Origin of the sequence: Nonomuraea sp. NPDC049129, assembly GCF_040648495.1 — a bacterium.
Lineage (GTDB): Bacteria > Actinomycetota > Actinomycetes > Streptosporangiales > Streptosporangiaceae > Nonomuraea.
The window spans coordinates 1-23,454 of the sequence record NZ_JBEZDU010000020.1 but is presented as its reverse complement, the minus strand read 5'-3'; the positions used below and the strand labels follow the sequence as shown (position 1 = coordinate 23,454).

Annotated in this window: 24 protein-coding genes; 9 read left to right on the top strand and 15 right to left on the bottom strand. The window is 71.4% G+C overall.

The annotated features are described in order from the left end of the window. Window positions 1-4 precede the first annotated feature (4 nt). The 3 genes from AB0B64_RS43700 to AB0B64_RS43690 all read left to right on the top strand — a co-directional run bounded on the left by AB0B64_RS43700 (window position 5) and on the right by AB0B64_RS43690 (window position 2,294). Window positions 5-973: a helix-turn-helix domain-containing protein gene (locus tag AB0B64_RS43700; RefSeq protein ID WP_358186016.1), complete on the top strand. Its 969-nt coding sequence runs from the start codon at window positions 5-7 to the stop codon at window positions 971-973. Between the two features lie 112 nt (window positions 974-1,085). Then, window positions 1,086-1,478, top strand: a complete 393-nt coding sequence (locus AB0B64_RS43695; RefSeq protein ID WP_357951755.1) for a VOC family protein — start codon at window positions 1,086-1,088, stop codon at window positions 1,476-1,478. A gap of 12 nt (window positions 1,479-1,490) precedes the next feature. Then, window positions 1,491-2,294 carry an alpha/beta hydrolase gene (locus AB0B64_RS43690; RefSeq protein ID WP_357951753.1) on the top strand — a complete coding sequence of 268 codons (804 nt, stop codon included), beginning with the start codon at window positions 1,491-1,493 and terminating at the stop codon, window positions 2,292-2,294. A 67-nt stretch (window positions 2,295-2,361) separates the two neighbouring features. Here AB0B64_RS43690 and AB0B64_RS43685 read toward each other — a convergent pair whose 3' ends face one another. After that, entirely contained in the window at window positions 2,362-3,471 is a 1,110-nt protein-coding gene (locus AB0B64_RS43685; RefSeq protein ID WP_358186009.1) for a Xaa-Pro peptidase family protein, read from the bottom strand. A gap of 144 nt (window positions 3,472-3,615) precedes the next feature. Between AB0B64_RS43685 and AB0B64_RS43680 the strand changes: the two genes are divergently transcribed. The 3 genes from AB0B64_RS43680 (at window position 3,616) to AB0B64_RS43670 (ending at window position 7,326) form a co-directional block, all read left to right on the top strand. Then, entirely contained in the window at window positions 3,616-4,863 is a 1,248-nt protein-coding gene (locus AB0B64_RS43680; protein WP_357951750.1) for a SpoIIE family protein phosphatase, read from the top strand. Between the two features lie 68 nt (window positions 4,864-4,931). Next, window positions 4,932-5,828, top strand: coding sequence for a 5'-3' exonuclease (locus AB0B64_RS43675; RefSeq protein WP_357952186.1), 897 nt, complete (start codon window positions 4,932-4,934; stop codon window positions 5,826-5,828). Window positions 5,829-5,907: 79 nt separating this feature from the next. Beyond that, entirely contained in the window at window positions 5,908-7,326 is a 1,419-nt protein-coding gene (locus tag AB0B64_RS43670) for an RNB domain-containing ribonuclease (protein WP_358186004.1), read from the top strand. An 88-nt stretch (window positions 7,327-7,414) separates the two neighbouring features. Here AB0B64_RS43670 and AB0B64_RS43665 read toward each other — a convergent pair whose 3' ends face one another. The 3 genes from AB0B64_RS43665 to AB0B64_RS43655 all read right to left on the bottom strand — a co-directional run bounded on the left by AB0B64_RS43665 (window position 7,415) and on the right by AB0B64_RS43655 (window position 11,295). Beyond that, window positions 7,415-7,585: a hypothetical protein gene (locus AB0B64_RS43665; protein ID WP_357951746.1), complete on the bottom strand. Its 171-nt coding sequence runs from the start codon at window positions 7,583-7,585 to the stop codon at window positions 7,415-7,417. 315 nt (window positions 7,586-7,900) lie between these two features. Next, on the bottom strand, window positions 7,901-10,624 hold the full coding sequence (locus AB0B64_RS43660; RefSeq protein WP_358186000.1) for a DEAD/DEAH box helicase: 2,724 nt from the start codon (window positions 10,622-10,624) through the stop codon (window positions 7,901-7,903). 41 nt (window positions 10,625-10,665) lie between these two features. Further along, window positions 10,666-11,295, bottom strand: a complete 630-nt coding sequence (locus tag AB0B64_RS43655; RefSeq protein WP_357951742.1) for a TetR/AcrR family transcriptional regulator — start codon at window positions 11,293-11,295, stop codon at window positions 10,666-10,668. 54 nt (window positions 11,296-11,349) lie between these two features. Between AB0B64_RS43655 and AB0B64_RS43650 the strand changes: the two genes are divergently transcribed. Then, the gene (locus AB0B64_RS43650) at window positions 11,350-12,828 is read left to right on the top strand and encodes an MDR family MFS transporter (RefSeq protein ID WP_357951740.1); all 1,479 of its coding nucleotides are present in this window, start codon (window positions 11,350-11,352) and stop codon (window positions 12,826-12,828) included. Between the two features lie 37 nt (window positions 12,829-12,865). Here AB0B64_RS43650 and AB0B64_RS43645 read toward each other — a convergent pair whose 3' ends face one another. The 6 genes from AB0B64_RS43645 to AB0B64_RS43620 are packed head-to-tail and all read right to left on the bottom strand — an operon-like array spanning window position 12,866 to window position 17,116. Further along, on the bottom strand, window positions 12,866-13,753 hold the full coding sequence (locus tag AB0B64_RS43645; protein ID WP_358185994.1) for a YegS/Rv2252/BmrU family lipid kinase: 888 nt from the start codon (window positions 13,751-13,753) through the stop codon (window positions 12,866-12,868). A 16-nt stretch (window positions 13,754-13,769) separates the two neighbouring features. Continuing rightward, on the bottom strand, window positions 13,770-14,624 hold the full coding sequence (tatC, locus tag AB0B64_RS43640) for a twin-arginine translocase subunit TatC (RefSeq protein ID WP_357951737.1): 855 nt from the start codon (window positions 14,622-14,624) through the stop codon (window positions 13,770-13,772). Window positions 14,625-14,657: 33 nt separating this feature from the next. After that, a complete protein-coding gene (gene tatA, locus AB0B64_RS43635) occupies window positions 14,658-14,978 on the bottom strand; it encodes a Sec-independent protein translocase subunit TatA (RefSeq protein WP_357951735.1) in 321 nt (106 codons plus the stop codon). A gap of 28 nt (window positions 14,979-15,006) precedes the next feature. Continuing rightward, window positions 15,007-15,207 (bottom strand): hypothetical protein, encoded by a 201-nt coding sequence (locus AB0B64_RS43630; RefSeq protein WP_357951733.1) that lies wholly within the window; start codon window positions 15,205-15,207, stop codon window positions 15,007-15,009. Beyond that, window positions 15,204-16,169, bottom strand: coding sequence for a WYL domain-containing protein (locus tag AB0B64_RS43625; protein WP_357951731.1), 966 nt, complete (start codon window positions 16,167-16,169; stop codon window positions 15,204-15,206). The genes AB0B64_RS43630 and AB0B64_RS43625 overlap by 4 nt, the downstream gene beginning before the upstream one ends. Next, on the bottom strand, window positions 16,166-17,116 hold the full coding sequence (locus AB0B64_RS43620; protein ID WP_358185986.1) for a WYL domain-containing protein: 951 nt from the start codon (window positions 17,114-17,116) through the stop codon (window positions 16,166-16,168). The genes AB0B64_RS43625 and AB0B64_RS43620 overlap by 4 nt, the downstream gene beginning before the upstream one ends. 39 nt (window positions 17,117-17,155) lie before the next feature. On the opposite strand from AB0B64_RS43620, the gene AB0B64_RS43615 reads away from it, so the two are divergent. Next, the gene (locus AB0B64_RS43615) at window positions 17,156-18,253 is read left to right on the top strand and encodes a DUF3866 family protein (RefSeq protein WP_357951728.1); all 1,098 of its coding nucleotides are present in this window, start codon (window positions 17,156-17,158) and stop codon (window positions 18,251-18,253) included. Here AB0B64_RS43615 and AB0B64_RS43610 read toward each other — a convergent pair. Together AB0B64_RS43610 and AB0B64_RS43605 are read right to left on the bottom strand one after the other, a co-directional pair. Further along, window positions 18,199-18,678 (bottom strand): DUF3291 domain-containing protein, encoded by a 480-nt coding sequence (locus tag AB0B64_RS43610; RefSeq protein ID WP_358185979.1) that lies wholly within the window; start codon window positions 18,676-18,678, stop codon window positions 18,199-18,201. The two genes, AB0B64_RS43615 and AB0B64_RS43610, sit on opposite strands and share 55 nt — an antisense overlap. Window positions 18,679-18,711: 33 nt before the next feature. Continuing rightward, entirely contained in the window at window positions 18,712-19,353 is a 642-nt protein-coding gene (locus AB0B64_RS43605; RefSeq protein WP_357951725.1) for a helix-turn-helix domain-containing protein, read from the bottom strand. Window positions 19,354-19,459: 106 nt separating this feature from the next. Between AB0B64_RS43605 and AB0B64_RS43600 the strand changes: the two genes are divergently transcribed. Further along, a complete protein-coding gene (locus tag AB0B64_RS43600) occupies window positions 19,460-20,242 on the top strand; it encodes a GNAT family N-acetyltransferase (RefSeq protein ID WP_357951723.1) in 783 nt (260 codons plus the stop codon). An 80-nt stretch (window positions 20,243-20,322) separates the two neighbouring features. On the opposite strand, the gene AB0B64_RS43595 is transcribed toward AB0B64_RS43600, so the two are convergent. The 3 genes from AB0B64_RS43595 to pafA all read right to left on the bottom strand — a co-directional run. After that, a complete protein-coding gene (locus tag AB0B64_RS43595; protein ID WP_357951721.1) occupies window positions 20,323-21,219 on the bottom strand; it encodes an FKBP-type peptidyl-prolyl cis-trans isomerase in 897 nt (298 codons plus the stop codon). A 79-nt stretch (window positions 21,220-21,298) separates the two neighbouring features. After that, window positions 21,299-22,237 carry an FKBP-type peptidyl-prolyl cis-trans isomerase gene (locus AB0B64_RS43590; RefSeq protein ID WP_357951720.1) on the bottom strand — a complete coding sequence of 313 codons (939 nt, stop codon included), beginning with the start codon at window positions 22,235-22,237 and terminating at the stop codon, window positions 21,299-21,301. A 74-nt stretch (window positions 22,238-22,311) separates the two neighbouring features. Beyond that, window positions 22,312-23,454: Pup--protein ligase (gene pafA, locus AB0B64_RS43585; RefSeq protein WP_358185970.1), on the bottom strand; the 1,143-nt coding region annotated here is incomplete at its 5' end.

Genomic DNA, 23,454 nt, shown 5'->3' with positions numbered 1-23,454 from the left:
GGGGATGGCTGTCCTGATTCGTACCCGTGACGTGCCCGCCGCGCGCAGATACGACGAGTGGCGGAGCATCGTCTGTGACACGCTCGGTCCCCTCGACATGCGGATGGATCCGGACGTGCCGCTGCGGGGCGCGATCGACGCGGGGCAACTCGGTTCGGTGGGTGTCGGCGTCGTCCAGACCTCGACGCCGCACAGCGTTCACCGGACGCCTGGCATGATCCGCCGCGACAGCCCCGAGCTCTATCGGGTGGTGCTGGCCATGTCGGGCCGGCCGCTTCTGGCGCAGGACGGCCGGGAGGCGCAGCTTCGGCCCGGCGAGTTCGCGATCTACGACTTCGCGCGGCCGTACGAGCTGGCCTATGACTCGGCGGTGCATCTGGCGGTGTTCAGTTTTTCCCGGGAGATGCTGGCTCTGCCCGTCGATTCCATCGCGAAGCTCACGGCCGTTCCGATCACCACGGACGGCGGAACAGGTGCCCTCGCCGCACCGCTGCTGCGCAGGGTGGCGCTGGATCTGGAGACCTATCAACCGGCCAGCGCGGCGCGGCTGTCCACCGTGGTGACGGACTTGGTCACCACGGCCGTCGCCGAACGCGCCGAGCAGAGCGACACGCTGCCGGTGGAGTCGCGATCACGAACGCTGCTGCTGCGCGTCCACACATTCATCGAACAGCACCTGGGCGAACCCGGCCTCGACCCCGCCACCATCGCGGCCGCGCACCATGTGTCCGTGCGGCAGTTGCACCGGCTGTTCGAGACGCAGGACACCACGGTGGCCGCCTGGATCAGACATCGGCGGCTTGAGCGGTCCCGCAAGGACCTGGCCGACGTCGCCCTCCGGGACACCTCGGTGAGCGTGATCGCGGCCAGATGGGGGCTGCCTGACTCGGCCCACTTCAGCCGTTTGTTTCGGCACACGTACGGGCTGCCGCCCGCCGAGTATCGCCGCGCATGCCTCATACAGGCCGGCTGAGAGCCCTGGCACGGAAAGCCAATCGGACGGCGCCAGGGTCCAAGCGACACGGGCTCCTGATCAGCAGACTGAAGTTGTTCGCAAGACGCGGTGCTGAGGAAAGGACCCAGCGATGTCCACCACTCTGTTCGTCAACCTGCCGGTCAAGGACCTGGACCGGTCGAAGACGTTCTTCGGCGAGCTCGGTTTCCCCTTCTTCGGGGCGACCGATGACATGGCGTCCGTGGTGATCAGTGAGCAGACCCAGGTCATGCTCCTGACGGAGCCGACGTTCGCCTCCTACGCCAGGACGGAGGTCGCCGACCCGACCAAGAGCACACAGGTGATCATGGTTCTGGGCCTCGACAACCCCGCCCAGGTAGACGAGCTGGTCGACAAGGCGCTGGCGGCGGGTGCGACCGCCGTCGGTGAGCCGCTGAACGTCGCGGGCCGCTACCAGCGGGGCTTCGCCGACCTCGACGGTCACCACTGGTCCGCTCTGTGCCTGGCGACCCCTGAGGGCTGAGGGGCCCCTGCCATGAGCCATCCCGTGACCGGCAAGGTCACCTCGGCCGACGGCACGCCGATCGTCTTCGGCCGGTCCGGGACCGGACCGGCCGTCATCCTGGTCCACGGCGCGTTCACCGACCGGACCCATCCCACCCTGCGCGGCGTGGCCGAGGCGCTGGGGTCATGGTTCACCGTGTTCAACTACGACCGTCGCGGACGTGGCGAAAGCGGCGACACCCAGCCCTATGCCGTCGAGCGTGAGATCGAGGACCTGGCCGCCCTCATCGAGGCGGCGGGCGGGTCGGCCATGGTGTTCGGCGGCTCCTCGGGCGCCGCCCTGGCGCTGGCCGCCGCTCCGCGGCTGGCCATCGCGAAACTCGCCGTGTGGGAGCCGCCGTACCACGTCGACGACAGCGCACCCAGTCTGCCGTACGACTTCGCGGCTCGGCTGGAAGACCTGGTCAAGCGGGGCCGGCGCGCGGAGGCGGCCGAACTGTTCATGGTCGCGGCCGCCGAGGTCCCCGTCGAGGCGGTGGCCGCGATGCGTGTCCAGCCCTCCTGGCCGCAGTTGGAGGAGATCGCCCACACCTTGGCGTACGAGGCCGCCGTCCTGGGGCCGGGGAACGCCCTGCCCGCCGAGGTCCTCGCCTCGATCGCGCAACCCGTGCTCGTACTGACGGGTGGGGACAGCCCTCGGTGGATGGCCGAGGCGGGAAGAGCGGTCGCCGAAACCGTGCCCCGTACGGTCCACAGAATCCTGGAGGGCCAGACCCACAACGTGGCGCCTGAGTCTCTCGCCCCGGAACTGCTGGAATTCTTCACCATCGCCTGAAGAGCGCGCCCCGCTCGCCGCTCACCGGCCCGGCCCACGGGGCCGGTGAGCAGGCGTCACGGGACCGTCAGACGATCACCAAATCCCGGGAGGTGACGTTCAGCCGCTCGCCCCCGGTCTCGGTGCACACCACGATGTCCTCGATGCGCGCCCCATGCCGGCCAGGCAGGTAGATGCCCGGCTCGACGGAGAAGGCGAAGCCCGGCTCCATCGGCTCGGCGTTGCCGGACACGATGTACGGCTCCTCGTGCGTCTCCACGCCGATCCCGTGCCCGGTGCGGTGGATGAAGTAGTCGCCGTAGCCCGCCTCGGCGATCAGGTCGCGGGCCGCCGCGTCGATCGACTCGCACGGCACGCCCGGACGTACGGCGGCGCAGGCGGCGTCCTGGGCGCGGCGCAGCACCTCGTAGTACTCGGCGAAGTCGGCCGGCGGGGCGCCGACGGAGTACGTACGGGTGGAGTCGGAGCAGTAGCCGCTGTGGAACTGCCCGCCGATGTCGACCACGACCGGCTCGCCCGCCTGGATGACCCGGTCGGACACCTCGTGGTGCGGGCTGGCGCCGTTGGGGCCCGAGGCGACGATGACGAAGTCGACCGTCTCGTGCCCGGCGGCCAGGATCGCCTCGGCGATGTCCCGGCCGACCTCACGTTCGGTGCGCCCGGCCCGCAGGAACTCCGGCACCCGCCGGTGCACCGAGTCGATCGCCTCCCCCGCCTCGCGCAGCGCCGCCACCTCGGCCGGGGACTTGCGCATCCGCAGCTCGCGCAGCACGCTCCCGGCCAGCACCTGCTCGGCCTCCGGCATGACCTCGCGGAAGCGCAGCGACGCCATCGCCCACATCCGGTCGGCCAGCCCCACCTTGGCCACCCGGCCGAGCCGCGCGGCGGCGATGCGGTAGGGGTCGTCGATCTCGTCCCACGCCATGAAGTCCAGGCCGAGCCGCGAGGCGGGCGAGGCCTGCGCGGCGGGCAGTTCGAGCCGGGGCACCATCATGTAGGGCTCGCCGGCGGCGGGAACCACCAGGCAGGTCAGCCGTTCGAGCGGCTTGGCGTCGTAGCCGCTCACGTAGCGCAGGTCGGGGCCAGGGGTGAGCAAAAGGGCGTCGAGGCCGGACTTCGCGGTGGCCTCCTGGACGGCGGCCAGCCGGGACACGGGATACAAGTCTGAGGACGTCACAGGCACAATCTACTCGGACCGCTCCTCCTAAAATCCGCGAAAAGCTCTCACAACGCGGTAAGCCATGGCTACACTCCGCCCACAGACAGTCACGTACTGTGGTGTCAATTGTCCCCTTCCACCCGCGTTTCGAGAGAGAGGCTCATGGTCGACGTCTGGGGTAGCCACCAGCGCCGCCCGATGAGTGCGGCCGACCTGGTCCGGCAACTCGCGGAGCCGCCCGCGGCCGAGCGCGACGCCGAGATGCTCGCCGTACGCCTGGCGCACGCCGAACGCCTCGGCAACATGGGCTGGGCCGAATGGAACCTCCACACCGGGACGGCCACCTGGTCCGACCACGTCTACCTGATCTTCGGACGGGACCGGGAGGATGGGCCGATCCGCCTGCCCGACCTGGCGGCGCACGTCGAGCCCGGCGACCTGGGCGCGCTCGACCAGCTCCTGTGGAGCGTCGTGCAGGGCGTGGAGCCGGTGCAGGCGGAGTTCCGCATCCGGCGGGGCGGCGAGCTGCGCAACATACGGGTCGTGCTGGAGCCGCTGATGGCGCCCGGCGGGCCGGAGGGCGTGCACGGCGTGGTCCAGGACATCACCGGCCGCCGCCGCGCCGAGCGCATCATGTCGGAGTCGCGCCGCCAGTTGCTGGAGGCCCGCGAGAAGGCGGCCGAGGAGCGCCACGTGATGCTGGCGCTGCGCGAGGCGATCCTGCCCAAGCCGGTCGGCTGCCTCGACCTGCCGTGCACCCGGATCGCGGTCCGTTACGTGCCGGCCGAGAAGACCTCGAACCTGGGCGGCGACTGGTTCGAGGCCGCGGCGCTGCCCGACGGCCGGGTGCTGCTGGCGATCGGCGACGTCTCAGGCCACGGCCTGCCCGCCATCGCGCACATGGCGCAGCTCCGCCACGCCCTCATCGGCCTGACGATGACCGGCGAGCCGCCGAACCGGCTGCTGGCCTGGCTGAACGAGCTGGTCATGCACCGGCTGCACGAGACCACGGCGACCGCGGTGATCGGGCACCTCGACACCGCGAGCCGGGTCTTCACCTGGAGCCAGGCGGGCAACCTGGCGCCGATCCTGGTCCGCGACGGCGTGGCGGGCCCGCTGGGCCAGCCGAAGGGCGTCCTGCTCGGCGCGACCGACCAGCCGTACGGCCTGGCCACCACGCGGCTGCGCGACGGGGACGTGCTGCTGCTGTTCACGGACGGTCTGGTGGAGCGGCGCACCCGCGACATCGACGAGGGCCTGGCGCTGGCCACGGCGGCGGCCTGCGAGCTGCCGGGCCGCGACCTGGACGCCGGGCTGGACCGGCTGCTGGCCGGCATCGGCGGCCCCAACCCGGAGGACGACGCCTGCCTGCTCGCGGTGGGGCTGGGCGGAGGGCTGGGCGAGAGCTGAGCGGGGCTGGGAGTCCGGGCCGGGAGTGGGCGGCCGACCTGCGGAGGTGCGACCATAGGCGGGTGCTGATGCTTCTCGACACCCCGTCGCTGTACTTCCGCGCCTTCTACGGCATCCCGGAGTCGATCACCGCGCCCGACGGCTCGCCGGTGAACGCGGTGCGCGGCCTCATCGACATGATCGCCACCCTGGTGCGCCACCACTCCCCCACCGAGCTGGTCGCCACGATGGACGCCGACTGGCGCCCCGCCTTCCGGGTGGCCGCCATCCCGACGTACAAGGCGCACCGGGTCGCCCACGGCGACGTCGAGGAGGTGCCCGACGCGCTGGTGCCGCAGATCGCGGTCATCGAGCAGGTGCTCGACGCGCTCGGCATCGCCCGGCTGGAGGCGCCCGGCTACGAGGCCGACGACGTGATCGGCACGCTGACCCACCGCGCCGGCGGGGCGGTCGACATCGTGACGGGCGACCGCGACCTGTTCCAGCTGGTCGACGACGCCCGCCCGGTGCGCGTCCTGTACACCGTGCGGGGCATCCGCAACCTGCAGACGGTCGACGAGGCGTTCGTGACGGGCAAGTACGGCATTCCCGGCCGTACCTATGCCGACTTCGCGACCCTGCGCGGCGATCCCAGTGACGGCCTGCCGGGCGTGGCGGGCGTCGGCGAGAAGACGGCGGCCGCGCTCATCACCCGGTTCGGCTCGCTCGGCGCGCTGCTCGACGCCCTCGACGCGGGCGCCACGGACGGCTTCCCGGCGGGCAGCCGCACCAAGCTGGCCGCCGCCCGCGACTACCTGCGGGTCGCCCCCGCCGTGGTGGCGGTCGCCTCGGACGCGCCGCTGCCCGAGGCCGACCTGACGCTCCCGCAGAAGCCCCGCGACCCCGACTCCCTCGTACGGCTGGCCGACCAGTACGGCCTCGACAGCCCCCTCAACCGCCTGCTGGAGGCACTCGGCCAGGCATGACCGCGCGTCAGGCCCCCACCGCCACGCTGGGGAGCTCATGCGGAGCAGGCCGAGGAGCTTGTGACGATAGGTTGCTCTTGTGACGAACATCCGGGTACCCAGCGACGTCCCCGCCCGCCTAGACGACGGGTTCGAGCGGATCCGGCGGGAGCAGCGGCTGCCCGGCGAGTTCCCGAGAGCCGTGCTGGAGGAGGCCGACTGGGTGGCGTCGGTGCCCAGGTTCGGCGGCAAGGACATGACGGAGCTGCCGTTCGTCACCATCGACCCGCTCGGCTCGATGGACCTCGACCAGGCCGTCCACCTGGAGCGGCTGCGCGGCGGCTACCGCGTCTGGTACGCGATCGCCGACGTCGGCGCGTTCGTACGGCCGGGCGGCGCGATCGACGCCGAGGCGCGCACCCGGGGCGAGACCGTCTACCTGCCCGCGAGCAAGGTACCGCTGCATCCGAAGGTGCTGTCGGAGGACGCGGCCAGCCTGCTGCCCGGCGTGACCCGCCCGGCCGCGGTGTGGCGGATCGACCTGGACGCGGAGGGCCGCACGGTCGGCGCCGACGTACAACGGGGCCTGGTACGCAGCCGCGAGCGGCTCGACTACGCCTACGTGCAGGCGGCCATCGACACCGACACCGCGGGCGGCGCGCTGGGTCTGCTGGCCGAGATCGGCAGGCTGCGGCTGGAGCTCGAACGCGAGCGCGGCGGCGTCACCCTGCCCACCCCGGAGCAGGAGGTGGTGCCCGACGGCGACGGCTACCGCCTCGAATACCGGCTGCCGCTTCCCGCCGAGGCGTGGAACGCGCAGATCTCCCTGCTCACCGGCATGGCGGCGGCCTCGATGATGCTCGACGCGGAGATCGGCGTGCTGCGCGTGCTGCCGGCGCCGCGCAGCGGCGACCTGGACAAGGTACGCCGGGTGGCCGACGCGCTGGGCGTCCCGTGGCCCGGCGGCGCCTCCTACGGCGACGTGGTCCACGACCTGGATCCGAAGAACCCGCAGCAGGCGGCGTTCCTGCACGAGTCGAGGGTGCTGCTGCGCGGCGCCGGCTACGTGGCCTTCAACGGCGAGCCGCCGAAGCTGGCCGAGCACGCCGCGGTGGCCGCGCCGTACGCGCACGTCACGGCGCCGCTGCGGCGCCTGGTCGACCGCTACGCGACGGAGATCTGCCTGGCGATCGCCGCGGGCGAGCCGGTGCCGCAGGACGTGGCGGAGGCGCTGACGGGCCTGCCGGAGATCATGTCCGGGACCGGCCGCCGCGCGGGCGCGGTGGAGCGCGCCTGCGTGGACCTGGTGGAGGCGTTCCTGCTGCGTGACCGTGTCGGCCAGGCGTTCGACGCGATGGTGATCGACGTCGACGAGCGCCGCGAGGGCGGCCAGGTCCAGATCGCCGACCCGGCGGTGATCGCCCGCTGCGACGGCCCGCTCCCCCTGGGCGAGCAGGTCTCGGTACGCCTGACCCAGGCCGACCCGGCCACCCGCGAGGTCCGTTTCGCCCTGGCGTAACAGAGCCCTGGCGTAACAGAGCAGTGCCCTGACACGACGGAGCCGCGCACGGGAGGCCAGGCCCGCACGCGGCTCCAATGAGTTCCGGCTACCGCTTGAGGGGCTTCCAGGCTGCCCCCAGCCCCATCAGGTGCAGCGCGACGCAGAGCAGTCCGGCGGTGCTGAGGGTGGTGGCCGTGAGCACGCCGCCCACGGCAACGTTGGCGATCTCGAAGATCAGCGCGAGCAGGAACAGCACCGCGGCGATGAGAGCGAACATGGCGACCTCCGGCTTGTCAAAACCCGCTTCGACCTGGGCATGTCCATACCGAATCGCCGGGAAACTGACTACACGGTGACGTTGCGTATACAGCCCACTACATCACCTTGACCGGACGGTCAGTCGGCCAGGAAGGCCCTGGCCAACAGGACGCACGTCACGGCGCCCGGCCCCGTAAACCGCAGGAGCGTGCCCCTGGACGGGGGCCCGCCCCGTATGGCGGGTGGGCCCCACCGTGCTCTGCCGTAAAGCAGGGAAAACAGCCCTTAGACCTGAAGACAGAGCCGCAACAGATCAAGACGGAGACGCAACGCATCAAGACAAGGACGAATACGCAACCACCCCCCGGCGCATGGCGTCCATGGCTTTGGCGGCGGTTTGCTTGATCTTGCTCCCCTGCGGAGCGGCGTGCCCCAGCTGGCCGAGCAGGTCCATCAGCTGCTTCACCCAGCGCACGAAGTCACCCGCCGCCAGCTCGTTGCCGTTGATGCCGTCCATGAGCACCGCGTCGAGGCTGTGCCCCTTGGTCCAGCGGAACGCCGCCCACGCGAACCCCAGGTCGGGCTCGCGGATCGTGGACAGCCCGTGGTCGGACTCGATGCCCTCCAGCTCGCCCCAGAGCCGCATCATGGCCGTCAGCGCGTCCTGTGCCCGCCCGGCGGGGATCTTGGGGCGGCGGGCGTCGTCGGCGTTGCGCGACTCGAAGACGAGCGCCGACACGCACGCCGCCAGCTCCGCCGGATCCAGCTGCTCCCACAGCCCGCTGCGCAGGCACTCGGCGGTGAGCAGGTCGAGCTCGGTGTAGAGGCGGCCCAGGCGGCGGCCCTCGTCGGTGACGGCCTCGTCGTGCAGGTAGCCGAGCTGCTCCAGCACCGAGCAGATCCGGTCGAAGGTGCGGGAGATGACGTGCGAGCGGCCCTCGACGCGCCGCCGCAGCCCCTCGGTCTCGCGCTGCAGCTTGTGGTAGCGCTCGGCCCAGCGGGCGTGGTCCTCCCGCTCGTCGCAGCCGTGGCACGGGTGCTGGCGGATCCGCCGGCGCAGCTCGTTGATCTCCTCGTCCTCGACGGCGTGGTCGCGGGCCCTGGTGGGCTTGCCCAGGTCGCGGTCGCCGATCTTGGCCAGCAGCGTGGAGACGAGGTTGGCGCGCTCCTTCGGCGAGCGGCCGTTGAAGTTCTTCGGGATGCGCAGCTTCTCGATCGGCTCGACCGGGACGGGGAAGTCGGCCGGGTCGAGCTTCTTGACCTGCTTGCCGATCGTCAGGACCAGCGGGCTGGGGCCGGTGCCGCGCGGGTTGCGGCCCGGGTCGAGCACGATCGCCAGCCCGGCCCGGCGCCCGCCCGGCACGCGGATGACGTCGCCGGGCTGCAGCGCCTCCAGCGACTTGACGGCCGCGGCCCGGCGCGCGGCGCCGCGCTGCTTGGACAGCTCGGCCTCGCGGTCGGTCAGGCGGCGGCGCAGCGCCGCGTACTCGGGGAAGTCGCCCAGGTGGCAGGTCATCGCCTCCTGGTAGCCCTCCAGCGCCTCCTCGTGCTTGCGCAGCTGCTTGGCCAGCCCGACGACCGCCCGGTCGGCCTGGAACTGGGCGAAGGACTCCTCCAGCAGCGTGCGGGCGCGCTCGCGGCCGAACTGGCCGACCAGGTTGACGGCCATGTTGTACGAGGGCTGGAAGCTGGAGCGCAGCGGATAGGTGCGGGTCCCCGCGAGCCCGGCGACCGACAACGGATCCATGCCGGGCTGCCAGAGCACCACGGCGTGGCCTTCGACGTCGATGCCCCGCCGCCCGGCCCGGCCGGTGAGCTGGGTGTATTCGCCCGGGGTGAGGTCGGCGTGCGTCTCGCCGTTCCACTTGTCGAGCTTCTCGATGACCACGCTGCGGGCGGGCATGTTGATGCCGAGCGCCAGCGTCTCGGTGGCGAAGACCGCCTTGACCAGGCCGCGGGTGAACAGCTCCTCGACGACCTCCTTGAAGGCCGGCAGCATGCCCGCGTGGTGGGCGGCCAGGCCGCGCTCCAGGCAGTCGCGCCACTCCAGGTAGCCGAGAACGGACAGGTCCTCGTCGGGCAGGTGCGCGGTGCGCTCGTCGACGAGCTGCCGGATCTCGTGCCGCTCCCGCTCGTCGGTGAGCCGGATGCCGGCGTGCAGGCACTGCAGGACGGCCGCGTCGCAGCCGGCGCGGGAGAAGATGAAGGTGATCGCGGGCAGCAGCGCCTCGGAGTCGAGCTTCTCGATCACCTGGGCGCGGTCCGGCGGGCGCGAACGCTGCGGCCGGCCGTAGCCGCGCCGGCCGCGCCCGGCGGTCAGCCGCTCGGTGTCGCGGGTCACCCGCATGAGCGTGGGGTTGATGCGCGGCGTCAGGTCGTCGGTCATGAACAGGTCGTAGATGCGGTTGCCGATCATCATGTGCTGCCACAGCGGCACCGGCCGGTGCTCGTCGACGATGACCGTGGTGTCGCCGCGTACCTCGCCCAGCCACTCGCCGAACTCCTCGGCGTTGCTGACCGTCGCCGACAGCGCCGCCAGCCGGACCGACTCGGGCAGGTGGATGATGACCTCTTCCCAGACGGCGCCGCGGAAGCGATCGGCCAGGTAGTGGACCTCGTCCATGACCACGTAGCCCAGCCCGCCCAGCGTGGCCGAGCCGGCGTAGAGCATGTTGCGCAGCACCTCGGTCGTCATGACGACGATCGGGGCCTCGCCGTTGACGCTGTTGTCGCCGGTCAGCAGCCCGACCTTGGCCGTGCCGTAGCGCTTGACCAGGTCGTTGTACTTCTGGTTGGACAGCGCCTTGATCGGAGTGGTGTAGAAGCACTTGCGCCCCTGCTCCAGGGCCAGGTGGACGGCGAACTCGCCGACCACCGTCTTGCCGGAGCCGGTGGGGGCGGCCACCAGCACGCCGTCGCCCGCTTCCAGAGCGCGGCAGCCGTCGACCTGGAAGTCGTCGAGCTCGAAGTCGTAGAGGCCCCGGAACGATCCGAGAGCGGCTCCGTCGTCCCCGTATTTCTCGCGGAAGGCCGCGTACCGCTCCGCTGGACTCGTCATACCCGTCACCCTACCGAAATCGCTATTCCGGTCCGTCCCGGCTAGCCCGCCAGATAGTCGCCCAGGCCCCCGCGCAGCAGGTCGAAACCGGCGTTGGCCGCGGCGACCGCGTCGGGGTATGCCTCCTCTGCGCTCTGCCCGAGGTAGATGCGCCGGCTGTTCTGCACCTGCAGGGTGCGCAGCAGCGCGTAGAGCTGCCCGGCGGCGAACGGCGCGCGCGGGTCGCCGGGCCGCTCCCGCTCGATGGCCTCGGTCATCGCCGCCTCGGCCGCGATGTGGAACATCAGCAGCCTGGCCGCCAGCGAGGGCGTCTTCCTGAACAGCTGCAGCTGTGCCGTGTAGGCCGGAGCGTCGTCGAGCCCGGTCTCGGGGGCGTGGCGGGCCAGCCGCTCCAGGAACTCGCGGCGCGCCCCCTCGACCAGCGACTCACCCGGCCGCCGGCCGCTCACCATCTGGGCGATGTCGTTGAAGCCCTCCCCCATCACGTCGAGGACGATGTCCTCTTTCGTGGGGAAGTAGTTGAAGACGGTCATCTTGGAGACTCCCGCGCGCTCGGCGATCTCCAGAACCGACACCTCGGCGAATCCACGCTGGGTGAACAGCTCCATCGCCGTGTTGTGGATCTTCTGCCGGGTCTCCCGTTTCTTGCGCTCGCGCAACCCCTCTTCCACAGCGCCCATCCTAACGGAGTTGACTAGGTCTAAATTTTGACCCAGTCTATGAATATGACCGAAGCGCAGAAACGGATCGCCATGGTCGGCGTGCTCCTCACGCTCATCCTGGCCGTGCTGGACCAGAACATCGTCGCGACCGCGTCCTGGTCGATCGTCCGCGAGCTCGACCCCGTCCACGGCCTGGAGCGGCTGCCCTGGCTGGTGACCGCCTACTCCCTGGCCGCCACCGCCGCCCTGCCGCTGTACGGCAAGCTGTGCGACGTCTACGGCGCCAAGCACGTCTATCTGGGCGCCGTGGGCCTGTTCCTGGCCGGGTCCGCGCTGTGCGCGCTGGCTCAGGACATGGGGCAGCTGATCGCCTTCCGCGCGGTGCAGGGACTCGGCGGCGGCGGCCTGATGAGCGTCACCATGATCGTCGCCGCCCACCTCACCCCGCCCCAGCAGCGGGCCTCGGCGGGCGGCGCGGGCGGCCTCATCGCCGGACTCGGCCTGGTGGCGGGCCCGCTGCTGGGCGGCGTGTTCACCGACCACGCCACCTGGCGCTGGATCTTCTACCTCAACCTGCCGGTCGGCCTGTTCGTCCTGGTGTCGGCCGCCATCGCGATCAGGCTCGGCGACGGCGGGCTGCGCCACCGCATCGACTATCCGGGAGCGGCGCTGATCGCGGCGGCGGCCTGCCTGCTGCTGCTGGTCGTCGAGTGGGGCGGCAAGACCTATGCCTGGGACTCGGCCACGATCCTGTCGCTCACCGGCCTGGACGTGGTGCTGTTCGCCGCGTTCGCCTGGCGCCAGCTCACCGCGGCGGAGCCGATCCTGCCCTTCTCCATGTTCCGCCAGCCGACGCTCAGGATCGCCCTGCCGCTGCAGCTCCTGACCGGCCTCGGCATGGCGGGCGGCATCTTCTACACGGTCATCTACCTGCAGGTGGTGGCCGGCGTCAAAGCCACCGAGTCGGGGCTGTACCTCATCCCGATGGCGATCGGCATGGTCGTGTCGGGCACGATCTCCGGCGTGCTCATCGGGCGCGGTCGCGACACCAAGCCGTTCCTGGTCGCGGGCATGGCCTGCGTGACGGCCGCGATGGTGCTGCTGAGCCGCCTGGAGACGGACACGTCCGCCTGGACGCTGCGCTTGGACCTGTTCGTGATGGGCGTCGGGTTCGGCATGGTGCTGGGCATCGTCGTCATGCTGGTGCAGAACTCGGCGCCGCGGTCCCAGCTCGGCGTGGCCACCACGTCGATCCGCTTCGTCCAGGTGCTCGGCTCGGCGCTGGGCACGGCCATCTTCGGCATCGTGCTGAACCGGGTCACTGAGTCGCGCCTGCCGCCCGGAACCCGGGCGGGGAGCCTGGCGAGGGCGGTGCCGCCGCAGGCGCGTGAGCGGGTGGTGGACGCGCTGCTGTCAGGTGTGCACGTGGTGTTCCTGTCGGCGGCGGGCGTGATGGCCCTCGCCGTACTGCTCGCCGTGTTCCTCAGGACCAGCCCCCCGCTGCCCGCCGACCCGCCCGCTCCGCAACGGGTCGGGGTCTGACCTCTGGTACGGCCCACGCGCCTTTACCTTGTAGATCTCAGGTGATGACCCGCAGCGCCCCTGGCTGGATCTCGCACGTGATCGGGCTCGGCCCGATCCGCTCCCCGTCGGCGTAGGCCACCACGCCGGGCGCCTCCAGCCGGACGCTCCGCACCCGCCTGACGGACACGGCCTGGTGAGAGACGTGCGAGCCCCGGTAGACGCTCGGGAAGACCCGGACGAACTCGGCCGTCGACACCGCCTCCAGGATCATCACGTCGAGCAGCCCGTCGTCCGGCCGGGCGTCGGGGCAGACCCGCATCCCGGCGCCGTAGGAGGAGGTGTTGCCCACCGCGACCAGCATGGCCTCCCGCTCGATCGGCTCGCCGTCGTCGAAGGTGACGCGGAAGGGAATGGGTCGGAAGCGCCGCAGCTCCTGGACGGTGGCCAGCAGGTATCTGGCCATCCCCGGCGGCCAGGTGAGCCCGTTGGCCCGCTCGTTCACCCGGGAGTCGAACCCGCAGCACACCACCCCGGCGAACAGCTCATCGGCCCGGCCCGCGCGTACACGGGCGGCGTCGATCAGGCGGGAGCGGCCGCGCAGCACCGTACGGGCCGCCGCGATCGGGTCCTTGCGCGGCACGCCCAGGGCGGTGGCGATGTCGTTGCCGGTGCCCACGGGGATGATGCCGAGCGGCACGTCCGTGCCGGCGACGGCCTGCACGGCCAAGTGGACCAGGCCGTCGCCGCCGAAGGCCACCAGGGCGTCGGGGCGCTCGGCCACGGCGGCGCAGGCGCGCTCCAGCGCGTCGGCCGCGCTGTCACCGACGATCACCGACACCTCGGCGCCGCCCGCCCGCAGGCGCCGGGCCACGGGTCCGAGCAGCCGCACCGTCCGGCCGCCTCGGGCGGCGGGGTTGACGAGCAGGACGAGTTGAGGGGCCACGCCCGGAACTTATCGCCTATCGGTCCGCTTCGGAATCCTGTTCCAGCGGTGACGCCTCGTCGTCGGACAGGTGGGAGAAGTCCTCGCCGGCGGGCAGTCGCCGCTCGCGCACGTACATGAACAACTCGGCCGCCGCGAACAGCACGACCATGGGCGCGGCCAGAGCCATCATCGCGATCGGCTCACCACCGGGGGTGATGACGGCGCCGAACACGAACATGAGGAAGATGACCATGCGGCGGTGCTTCGCCACCGTGGCGTGCGACAGCACCCCGATGAGATTGAGGAACACCAGGAAGAGTGGCAGCTCGAACGACACCCCGAAGATGGCGATCATGATCAGGACATAGTCGAGATAGTCGTCGATCCCGATGGTGGCGACCGTGTCCTCGAGCGAGAAGCTCAACAGGAAGCCCAGGCTGGTGTGCATGATCAGGTAGGCCAGCACCGCGCCCAGGGCGAACAGCGGGATGGCCAGGATCAGGAACACGACCGTGTAGCGCTTCTCGCTGCGGTAGAGCGCGGGCGTGACGAACGCCCAGATCTGGTAGAGCCAGACCGGCGACGCCAGCACCAGGCCGATCATCGCCGACACCTTCAGCGTGATGAAGAACGACTGGAAGATGCCGCTGTAGACCAGACTGCAGTGGCCCTTGACGAGCTGCTGCGACTGGAGGGTGTCGCAGTAGGGGGCCTTGAGGATCGCCCATACAGGGTCGAAGAAGAACCAGCCGATGATGATGCCGACGACCACCGCGATCGTCGCGACGAGCAGCCGGTTACGCAACTCCCGCAGGTGATCCATGAGCGGCATGCGGCCCTCGGGATCGCGGGCCGAACCTTCTCCGCTCGACTTCTTGAGCAGCGCCATCTAGCAGTCCCAGGAGTGCGAGGAGGGGCAGGGTCAGGCTTTCTTGTCGGCGCTGGCACGCAGCTTGGCGGCCTGCTCCTCCAGCTGGCGAGCCTGCTCCTCCACCGACAGCGCGGGCGCGGCCTGGATGGGCTGCGGAGGCGCGGGCTGCGGCTGGGCGGGCGTCTGCGTCGCCGTCTCGACCGTGGCCGGCCGGTCGTCGTAGTCGTCTTCGCGCAGCTTGGCCGTCTCCGACTTGAAGATGCGCATCGACCTGCCGAGGCCCCTGGCCATCTCCGGCAGCTTCTTAGCACCGAACAGCAGGACGAGCACGCCGGCAATGATCAGAAGCTCAGTGGGTCCGAGGTTTCCCATGAAACGTCCTTTTTGAGCGAGTGCTGTTTCAGCCACGATCGTACGCTGCCGGAGGGTTGGTCTCATCCCCCCGGTGCCTCAATCTGGCCTGCCTCGGCTCGAGCTGGGCCCGCGCCTCGGCTACTTCACTGCTCAGACTACGCGCGGCGGACAGGAGTCGTACACCCGCGAACCCAAGCGCGGCCAGCCCGGCGACGCCGAGCCCGGCCGCCACGAAGATCCAGGTCATGTCCGGTGAGCGTAGCGGCTCAGGGCCCGCTCGGCCTCCTCCCGCACCCGCTCGGCCATCGCGGGCGGCGAGAGCACCCTGCCGGTGTCGCCGAGGCGCAGCGCCAGCTTGAGCAGCCAGTCCTCGTCGCGGGCCCGCAGCGCCACCCGCAGCCGCCCCTCGCCCAGCTCGGTGACCTCCTCGCACGGGTAGTACTCGGCCACCCAGCGTCCGGCGGCGGTCACCTCCAGCTCGACCAGCTCGTCGGTGGGCGAGGGCCGGAACACGCCCTGCGCCACGTCGATCGGCTCGGCCTCGGCGGGCGGGTCGGCGGCCACCTCGAGCACGTCGACGCCGAGCATCCGGTCCAACCGGAACAGCCGCATCGCCTCGGCCCGATAGCACCAGCACTCCAGGTAGGTGCGGCCGTCGACGACGACCAGCCGCATGGGGTCGACCTCGCGCGGCGTCACCTCGTCGCGGCCCGGCACGTAGTAGCGCAGCGACAGGCGGCGCCGCCTGGTCAGCCCCTCGCGCACGCGCAGCAGCGCGTCGGGGGTGGCGTCGACGTCGACCGCGACCTGGCTGCTGACGGCCGCCGCGCCCTCCCCGGCGGCCCGCTCCAGCTTGGCGACCACCCGGGGCAGCGCGTCGCCGGGCACCTCGGCCAGTTCCGGCATGGCGGCGAGCATGCGCAGCGCGACCAGCAGCGCGCTGGCCTCGTCGATGCCCAGCCGCAGCGGCCGGGCGATGGTGTCGGCGTTGTCGATGAGGATCTCGCCGCCGTCCCACGACACGTCGATCAGGTCGCCGGGCGTGTGGCCCGGCAGCCCGCACATCCACACCAGCTGCAGGTCGTCGATGAGCTGCTTCTCGCTCAGCCCGAACACCCCGGCCACCTCGCCGAGCTGCGCGCCCGGGTGCGACATCAGGTACGGCACCAGCGCGAGCAGCCTCGGCAGCCGGTCGGCGGATCCACTCACGCCAGCGCTCCCTTCAGTCGGCGGATGACGGCCTCGCGGGCGTCGGGCGGCCCGACCACCTCGACGTCGGCGCCCAGGCTGGCCATCCAGCCGGCCAGCCGTTCGGGGTCGGTGAAGCCCAGCTCGACCTCATCCCACCCGTCCGAGCCCGCCCGCACGGCCGTGGACAGCTGCCGCAGCCCCTCGCAGGCGCCCTCCCGTACGCGGATGACGGCCGTGCGCCCCTCGACCGGCTCCTCGGGGAAGCCGACCATGGCCCGCAGGTCGACGCCGGGCGGCACCTCGACCGAGCCGGGGCGGCCGACGGTGGCGACCTGCCCGGTGATGCGGCTGAGCCGGAAGGCGCGCGGCGCGTCGCGGCCGCGGTCGAACCCGGCGAGGTACCAGCGGCCCCGGCGGCTGACCACGCCCCAGGGCTCGACCGTGCGGCTGCGCACGCTCTCGCTGCCGGCGCTGCGGTAGTCGAAGCGCACCAGGCGCCGGTCGCGTACGGCGTCCCACAGCGCCGGAAAGGCCGGGTCGCGGGTGTCCAGGCGCAGCTCCAGCGCTCCGGCGCCGATGGTCTCGTCGGTGGCCACGCCGCCCGCGCGCAGCTTGAGCAGCGCCCCGGAGGCGGCCTCAGCGAGGCTGGCGCGCTGCCACACCTGCGCGGCCAGGCCGAGCACGGCGGCCTCGTCGGCCTCCAGGGTGATCTCCGGCAGCTCGTAGGACTGGCGCTCGATGCGGTAGCCGGGCTCGTCCTCCCACGGGTCGCGCACCACGTCGATGGGGATGCCGATCTCGCGCAGCTCGTTCTTGTCGCGCTCGAACATCCGCTGGAACGCCTCGTCGCCGTCCCGGTCATAGCCGGGGACGGCCTGGCGGATCTGCTCGGCCGACAAAGGGCGGCGGGTGGCGAGCAGGCAGATCACCAGGTTCAGCAATCGCTCGGTCTTGCGGCGCGACATCCTGCCTCACTCCTCCTTCAACGACGCTACCCTGCCCGAGTGATCAGATGGCGCAAGGGCGAGGTCGTGCGGATCCGGCGCGAGTGGCCGGGAGCCATGGAACTGGACGTCGCCGTCTCCGGAGGGGACCACCAGCCGGGCGTCGAACCCGGCGGGACGTACCGGGCACTGGCCTATCCGCTCCTGGTGGGCCGTCCGGAACCCGGCGACGAGGTCCTGCTCAACACGACGGCACTCGCGATGGGTCTCGGTACGGGAGGTTACGCCATGGTGGTGGCAGTCCCGAACCGTTTACCGGAAGATCCGCAGGGACCCGGGCACCTGGTGAAGGCCCGCTACACCCCGTTGCAGGCCACCGTGCTCGGCGCCGACGAGCAGGACTCGCCCTTCCACGAGGTCCTGCGCGAGGCCGACTCGGTCGACGGCATGCCGGTGGTGGTCGCCGACCTGCACTCGGCCCTGGCGCCGATCCTGTGCGGCCTGTACGAGGCGCGCCCGGGCGTACGCGTCGCCTACGTGATGCAGGACGGCGGCGCACTGCCCGCCTGGTTCTCGATGGCCTGCGCCAAGTTGCGGGAGATCGACTGGCTGGCCGGGGTGGTGACGGTGGGACAGGCGTTCGGCGGCGACGTCGAGGCGGTGACCGTCCATACCGGCCTGCTGGCCGCCAGGCACGTGCTGGAGGCCGACGTGGCGATCGTCACGCAGGGGCCCGGCAACCTCGGCACGGGCACGCGGTGGGGCTTCTCGGGCGTCTCGGCGGGCGAGGCGGTCAACGCCGCCGCGGTGCTGCGCGGGCGCCCGGTGGCGGCGCTGCGGGTGAGCGAGGGCGACCTGCGCGAGCGCCACCTCGGCGTCTCGCACCACTCGCTGACCGCCTACGGCCGCGTCGCGCTGGCTCCGGCGCGGGTGGCGGTGCCGCTGCTGCCCGGGGAGTTCGGGGAACGGGTCAGGGACCAGTCCGAGCTGCTGGCCGTCCGGCACGAGCTGGTGCCGGTGCCGGTCGGCGGCCTGCACGAGGCGCTGCGCGACTCGCCGGTCAGGCTCTCGACGATGGGCCGGTCCCTGGAGGAGGACCTGGCCTACTTCCTGGCCTCGGCCGCGGCGGGCAGGTGCGCGGCCTCGCTGCTGTCGTAGGAGTCCTTGTACGTGAACGCCTCGGGGCTGGGTCCCTCGGCCTTGAGGCGTTCCAGGCGCGCCATGCCCTCGGCGAGGGTCGGAATGTGCCCCTCGGGGATCCACCACATCACCATGTACGGCTCGGCCATCCGCAGGAACCACTCCCTGCGGCGGCGCAGCACGTCCAGATGGGCGCTGCGGTAGACGTAGTTCCACAGTGAGTCGAGCGACTCCCACACCGAGAAGTTGAGCAGCAGGTGGTCGCCGTAGTCGTGCGTGAGGGTCGCGGTCGGATCCTCGTCGCTCTCCTTCATCCGCCACACGAATCCCGGATAGCCGTCGGCGAGGGTGTTGACGGGCTCCAGCGCGGCGACGAACTCGGCCAGCTCGGGGCTGTCGATCGGGGCGCGCATGTGGGCGATGTTCAGCTCGGCTAGATGCATGACGCTCAGCACACCACCCCTCGCCCTTCTATGTCAATCTTCTTTTGTTTTAGAAAGAGTTACGCAGCACTCGCCCGGCCGCGGATCCAGCCGGGCCCGCCCGGGATCGTCGCCGAGCCCTTCGAGCACCCCCCGGCACAGGGCCAGGTTCATGGAGCACACGAGCAGCGGCTGCTCGTGGCTCAGCACGTGGAAGGGGCAGTTGCGCATCCGCAACGTGCCGCCCTCGGCGTAGGGCTCGTAACCCCGCTCACGCAGCACCGCCTCGACGGGCTCACTGCGCCCCCGGCCCAGCCGCTCCCCCGCCGCGCGCGCCGCCTTCTCGGCCGCCTCCTCGGCGCCGAGGGAGTCGACGACTTCGGCCAGCACCGAGGCGAGCGCCACGTAGTCACGCGGCGGCAGACTCACCGACCGCTCTCCCCCGGCCCTGCGGTAGACCTTCGCGGGCCGCCCGCTGCCTGGGCCCTTCTTCTCCTGTTGTCGGAAGGCGCTCTCCAGCAGCCCGGCGTCGACGAGCTTGTCCAGGTGGTGCCCGGCCAGCGTCCTGGACACCCCGGTGATCTCGGCCGCCTCTCCCCGGCCCAGGTCGCCGCCGCTGCCCGCCACAGCCTCGTACAGGCTGCGCCGCACCGGATCGTGCAGCAGCGCCAGGGCCTCGAGGTCGTCATCGCTCACAGCGGGAGTCTAGGCGCCCCTCTCCACCGCGGACCGCACCGCCATCTCCCGCTGGCGGCCGTACCGCCATCTCCCGGCGCAGGCCGCACCCCCTAGGCTTCTCCCCGTGAGCGAACCCTCCCCCCTTCTCACCGCCTACGACCGCACCAGGTTGCGCGTCCCGGAGCACCCCGCCGACGGGCTCGCGTACGAGATGGACGGCCCGCTGCTGCGCGTCACCGGCAGGTTCCGCGGCTTCGTCGAGGGCCCGCCCGTGCTCGGCGTCGAAGGCGACCGGCTGGACGCGCTGATCGCCCGCCAGCGCGACCACTTCGCGGCCCGCGGCGAGGCCGTGGAGTGGAAGACCCGTGCCCACGATCTGCCCGCCGACCTGCCGGACCGGCTCGTCCGCGCGGGCTTCGCGCCGGAGGAGCGGGAGACGGTGCTGGTCGGCGTCGCCAAGGAGATGCTGGACGCGCCGCCCCTGACCGCGGGCGTGACCATCCGGCAGGTGACCGCCGACGCCGACCTGCGGGCCATCGCCGCCATGGAGTCGGCCGTCTGGGGCGAGGACTGGAGCTGGCTGGGCGAGGACCTGATCCAGCGGGTCACGACCGATCCCGGCGGCATCGCCGTACTGGTGGCCGAGGCGGACGGCCGGGTCGTGTCGGCCGCCTGGCTGGTGCACATGCCCGGCACCGGCTTCGCCGGGCTCTGGGGCGGCTCCACGCTGCCGGAGTGGCGGGGGCGCGGCATCTACCGCGCGCTGGTCGCCCGGCGCGCCCAGCTCGCCGTGGCGGCCGGGGTGGACCATCTCCAGGTGGACGCCTCGGACGACAGCCGGCCGATCCTGGCACGCCTGGGCTTCCACACGGTGACCACGACCACGCCGTACGTCTGGACGCCCTGACCCCGCCCCGTTCGCTCCAGCACACGACAAGGACCATCACAGCAGACCGTCAGGACATCTCGGCAGGCCGCCAGGACGTCTCAGTAGGCGGCCAGGACGTCCACCACGAAGACCAGCGTGTCGGCGGCGCGGATGCCGAAGGCGGGCTGGCCCGTGGGCCCGTACCCGTAGGCGGGCGGGACGATCATCAGCACGCGGCTGCCGACCGGGACGCCCACCAACGCCCGGTCCCAGCCCTTGATCACACTGCCGTCGCCGATCGTGAACGCCTTCGGCTGCCCGGTGCTCCAGGTGGCGTCGAAGATCCGCCGCTGCCCCCAGACGGCCCCCTCGTACTGGGTGACCAGCAGTTGCCCCGCTCGCGTCCGGCGGCCCGTCCCCTTGGCCAGCACCTTGGCGGCGAACCGGCGGGGCGGCGCGGTCGCGGGCACCGAGAGCCCCGGCCGGGCGCCGCCGGTCACCCGCACGCCCGCCAGCGACCCGGCCCGCCCCTTGACCGAGGCGTTCTTCGGGTGCGCACCGAGGATGTCGATCACGTAGAACAGGTCGTCGCCCGAGCCGACCCCCTGCGGCGGGTTCGCGCCGAAGCCGTCGGCCGGCGGGATGGCGGCGATCACCCTGCTGCCCACCTTGCGGCCCCGCAACGCCAGGTCCAGGCCGGGCATCAGCCGGCCGACCGGGAAGGCGGCGGGGGCGCCGCGGTTGAAGCTGGAGTCGACGAGCCGGTTCTCCCCGCCGTCCCAGACGTGCGCGGTGTACTGGACGATCGCCACGTCGTCCTTGCCCAGCGGCGCGCCCTTGCCCTCGGTGAGCTGGTCCACCTGCAGCCCCGCCGCCGGCTTGCCGGCCGGGAAGACGATCGTGGGCTTGGCGCCGAACCGGCCGCCCACCTTCAGCTCGGGATCGCCCGTCTCGGTGCCGGTGCAGGCCGTCAGCAGGGCCAGCGGTAACAGCAGCACGGCGGTACGGCGGCGCATCGGACCCCTCCCGAGCGGGCGGCCCGGCGACGGTGTCGTCGCCGGGCCCGGAGATGCTACCGCGTTATCAGATCACCCGTCAGTAAGCCGACAGTACGTCCACCACGAACACCAGGGTGCTGTTGGCCGGGATGCCGTTCTGCTCCTGCTTGCCGTAACCGAGGTCCGGCGGGATGCTCATCACGACCCGGCTGCCGACCGGAACCCCGGCCAGGCCCTTCTGCCAGCCCTGGATCACGTTCGCGAGCGGGAACGAGGCCGGCTCACCCTTGGTCCAGCTGGAGTCGAAGACCTTGTCGGTGCCCCAGATCTTGCCCGTGTAGTGGGCGACCACGGTCTGGCCTTCCTTGACCTTCGCGCCGGTGCCCTGGATCACGGTCTTGACCACGAGGTCCTTGGACGGCTTGTCCTTGGTCTTGGTGGTCAGCTCGGGCGCCTTGTCACCGCCCGGGTTGACGACCTTGACACCCTTGATGCTCTCGCCGACCTCCTTGCCGGTGGCCGCCTTCAGCGCCGCGGGCGGCGCCCCGACCACGTCCACGACGAACACCTTCGTCGGCTGCGGCTGCTGGCCCTGCTGCTGCTGAGCGGCGTCGGCGGCCAGCACGGCCAGCACCCGGCCGCCGTGCTTGACCTTGGAGAAGCCGTCCTGCAGCACCTGCGGCAGCTGCTGGTCGACCGCGATGGTCTCCGGCGCCTTGGAGTCGTAGGAGGAGCCTTGGAAGGCGTTCTGCTTGCCGTCCCAGTTGTAGACGGTCAGGTTGATGATGATCTTGTCGCCGCTCTTCACCTGCGGGCCCGTGCCAGGGGTCAGCACCTCGTAGGAGGACTTGGTGGCGGGCGAGCCGGCGGGGAAGGTCACCGTGGGCTTGGCGCCCACATTGCCGGTGACCTGCACCTTGCCCGGAGCGCTGCTCGCGGTGGCGGCGGCTCCGTTGGCACCCGAGTCGGAGCCGCCGCACGCGGCGGCGAAGAAGATCAAAGGCACGGCGGCCAGAGCGGCCAGAGCGCGGCGCATGGATTTCCCTCGGAAAGACGTCAGATTCGCGTCACCCTATCCGACAACGAAGTAGGGCCGTGGTAAACCAGTCGCTACATTCCGGCGATGAGCTTGTCCACCCGCTCGTCGACGCTGCGGAACGGGTCCTTGCACAGCACCGTGCGCTGCGCCTGGTCGTTCAGCTTGAGATGCACCCAGTCGACGGTGAAGTCGCGCCGCTTCTCCTGCGCCTTCCGGATGAACTCACCCCGCAGCCGCGCCCTGGTCGTCTGCGGCGGCACCGACTTGGCCTCGAAGATCTTCAGGTCGGACGCCACCCGCTCCACCGAGCCGCGCTTCTGCAGCAGGTAGAACAGGCCGCGCTTGCGGTGCACGTCGTGATAGGCCAGGTCGAGCTGCGCCACCCTCGGCGACGACAGCGGCAGGTCGTACTTCTTGCGGTAACGCTCGATGAGCTGGTATTTCGTCACCCAGTCGATCTCGCGCGCCACCAGGTCGAGGTTGCCGGTCTCGACCGCGTGCAGCGTCCGCTCCCACAGCTCCAGCACCCGGCGCGCGATCGGGTCGCCGCCCCGCCGGTCGACGAAGTCCTTGGCCTTCGACAGGTATTCCTGCTGGATCTCCAGGCTCGACGCCTCACGGCCGTTGGCCAGCCGCACCCGGCGCCGCCCGGTCATGTCGTGCGACACCTCGCGGATGGCCCTGATCGGGTTCTCCAGCGACAGGTCGCGCATCACCGTGCCCGCCTCGATCATGCGCAGCACCAGGTCGGTGGCGCCGACCTTGAGCAGCATGGTGGCCTCGCTCATGTTCGAGTCGCCGACGATGACGTGCAGACGGCGGAACCGCTCGGCGTCGGCGTGTGGCTCGTCGCGCGTGTTGATGATCGGCCTGGACCGGGTCGTCGCCGAGGAGACGCCCTCCCAGATGTGCTCGGCCCGCTGCGACACGCAGTAGACCGCGCCGCGCGGCGTCTGCAGCACCTTGCCCGCGCCGCAGATGATCTGCCGGGTGACCAGGAACGGGATCAGCACGTCGGCCAGCCGGCCGAACTCGCCGTGCCTGCCGACCAGGTAGTTCTCGTGACAGCCGTAGGAGTTTCCCGCGGAGTCGGTGTTGTTCTTGAAGAGGTAGATGTCACCGGCGATGCCCTCTTCGCGCAGCCGCTTCTCGGCGTCGACGAGGAGTCCCTCGAGGATGCGCTCGCCGGCCTTGTCGTGGGTGACGAGTTCGAT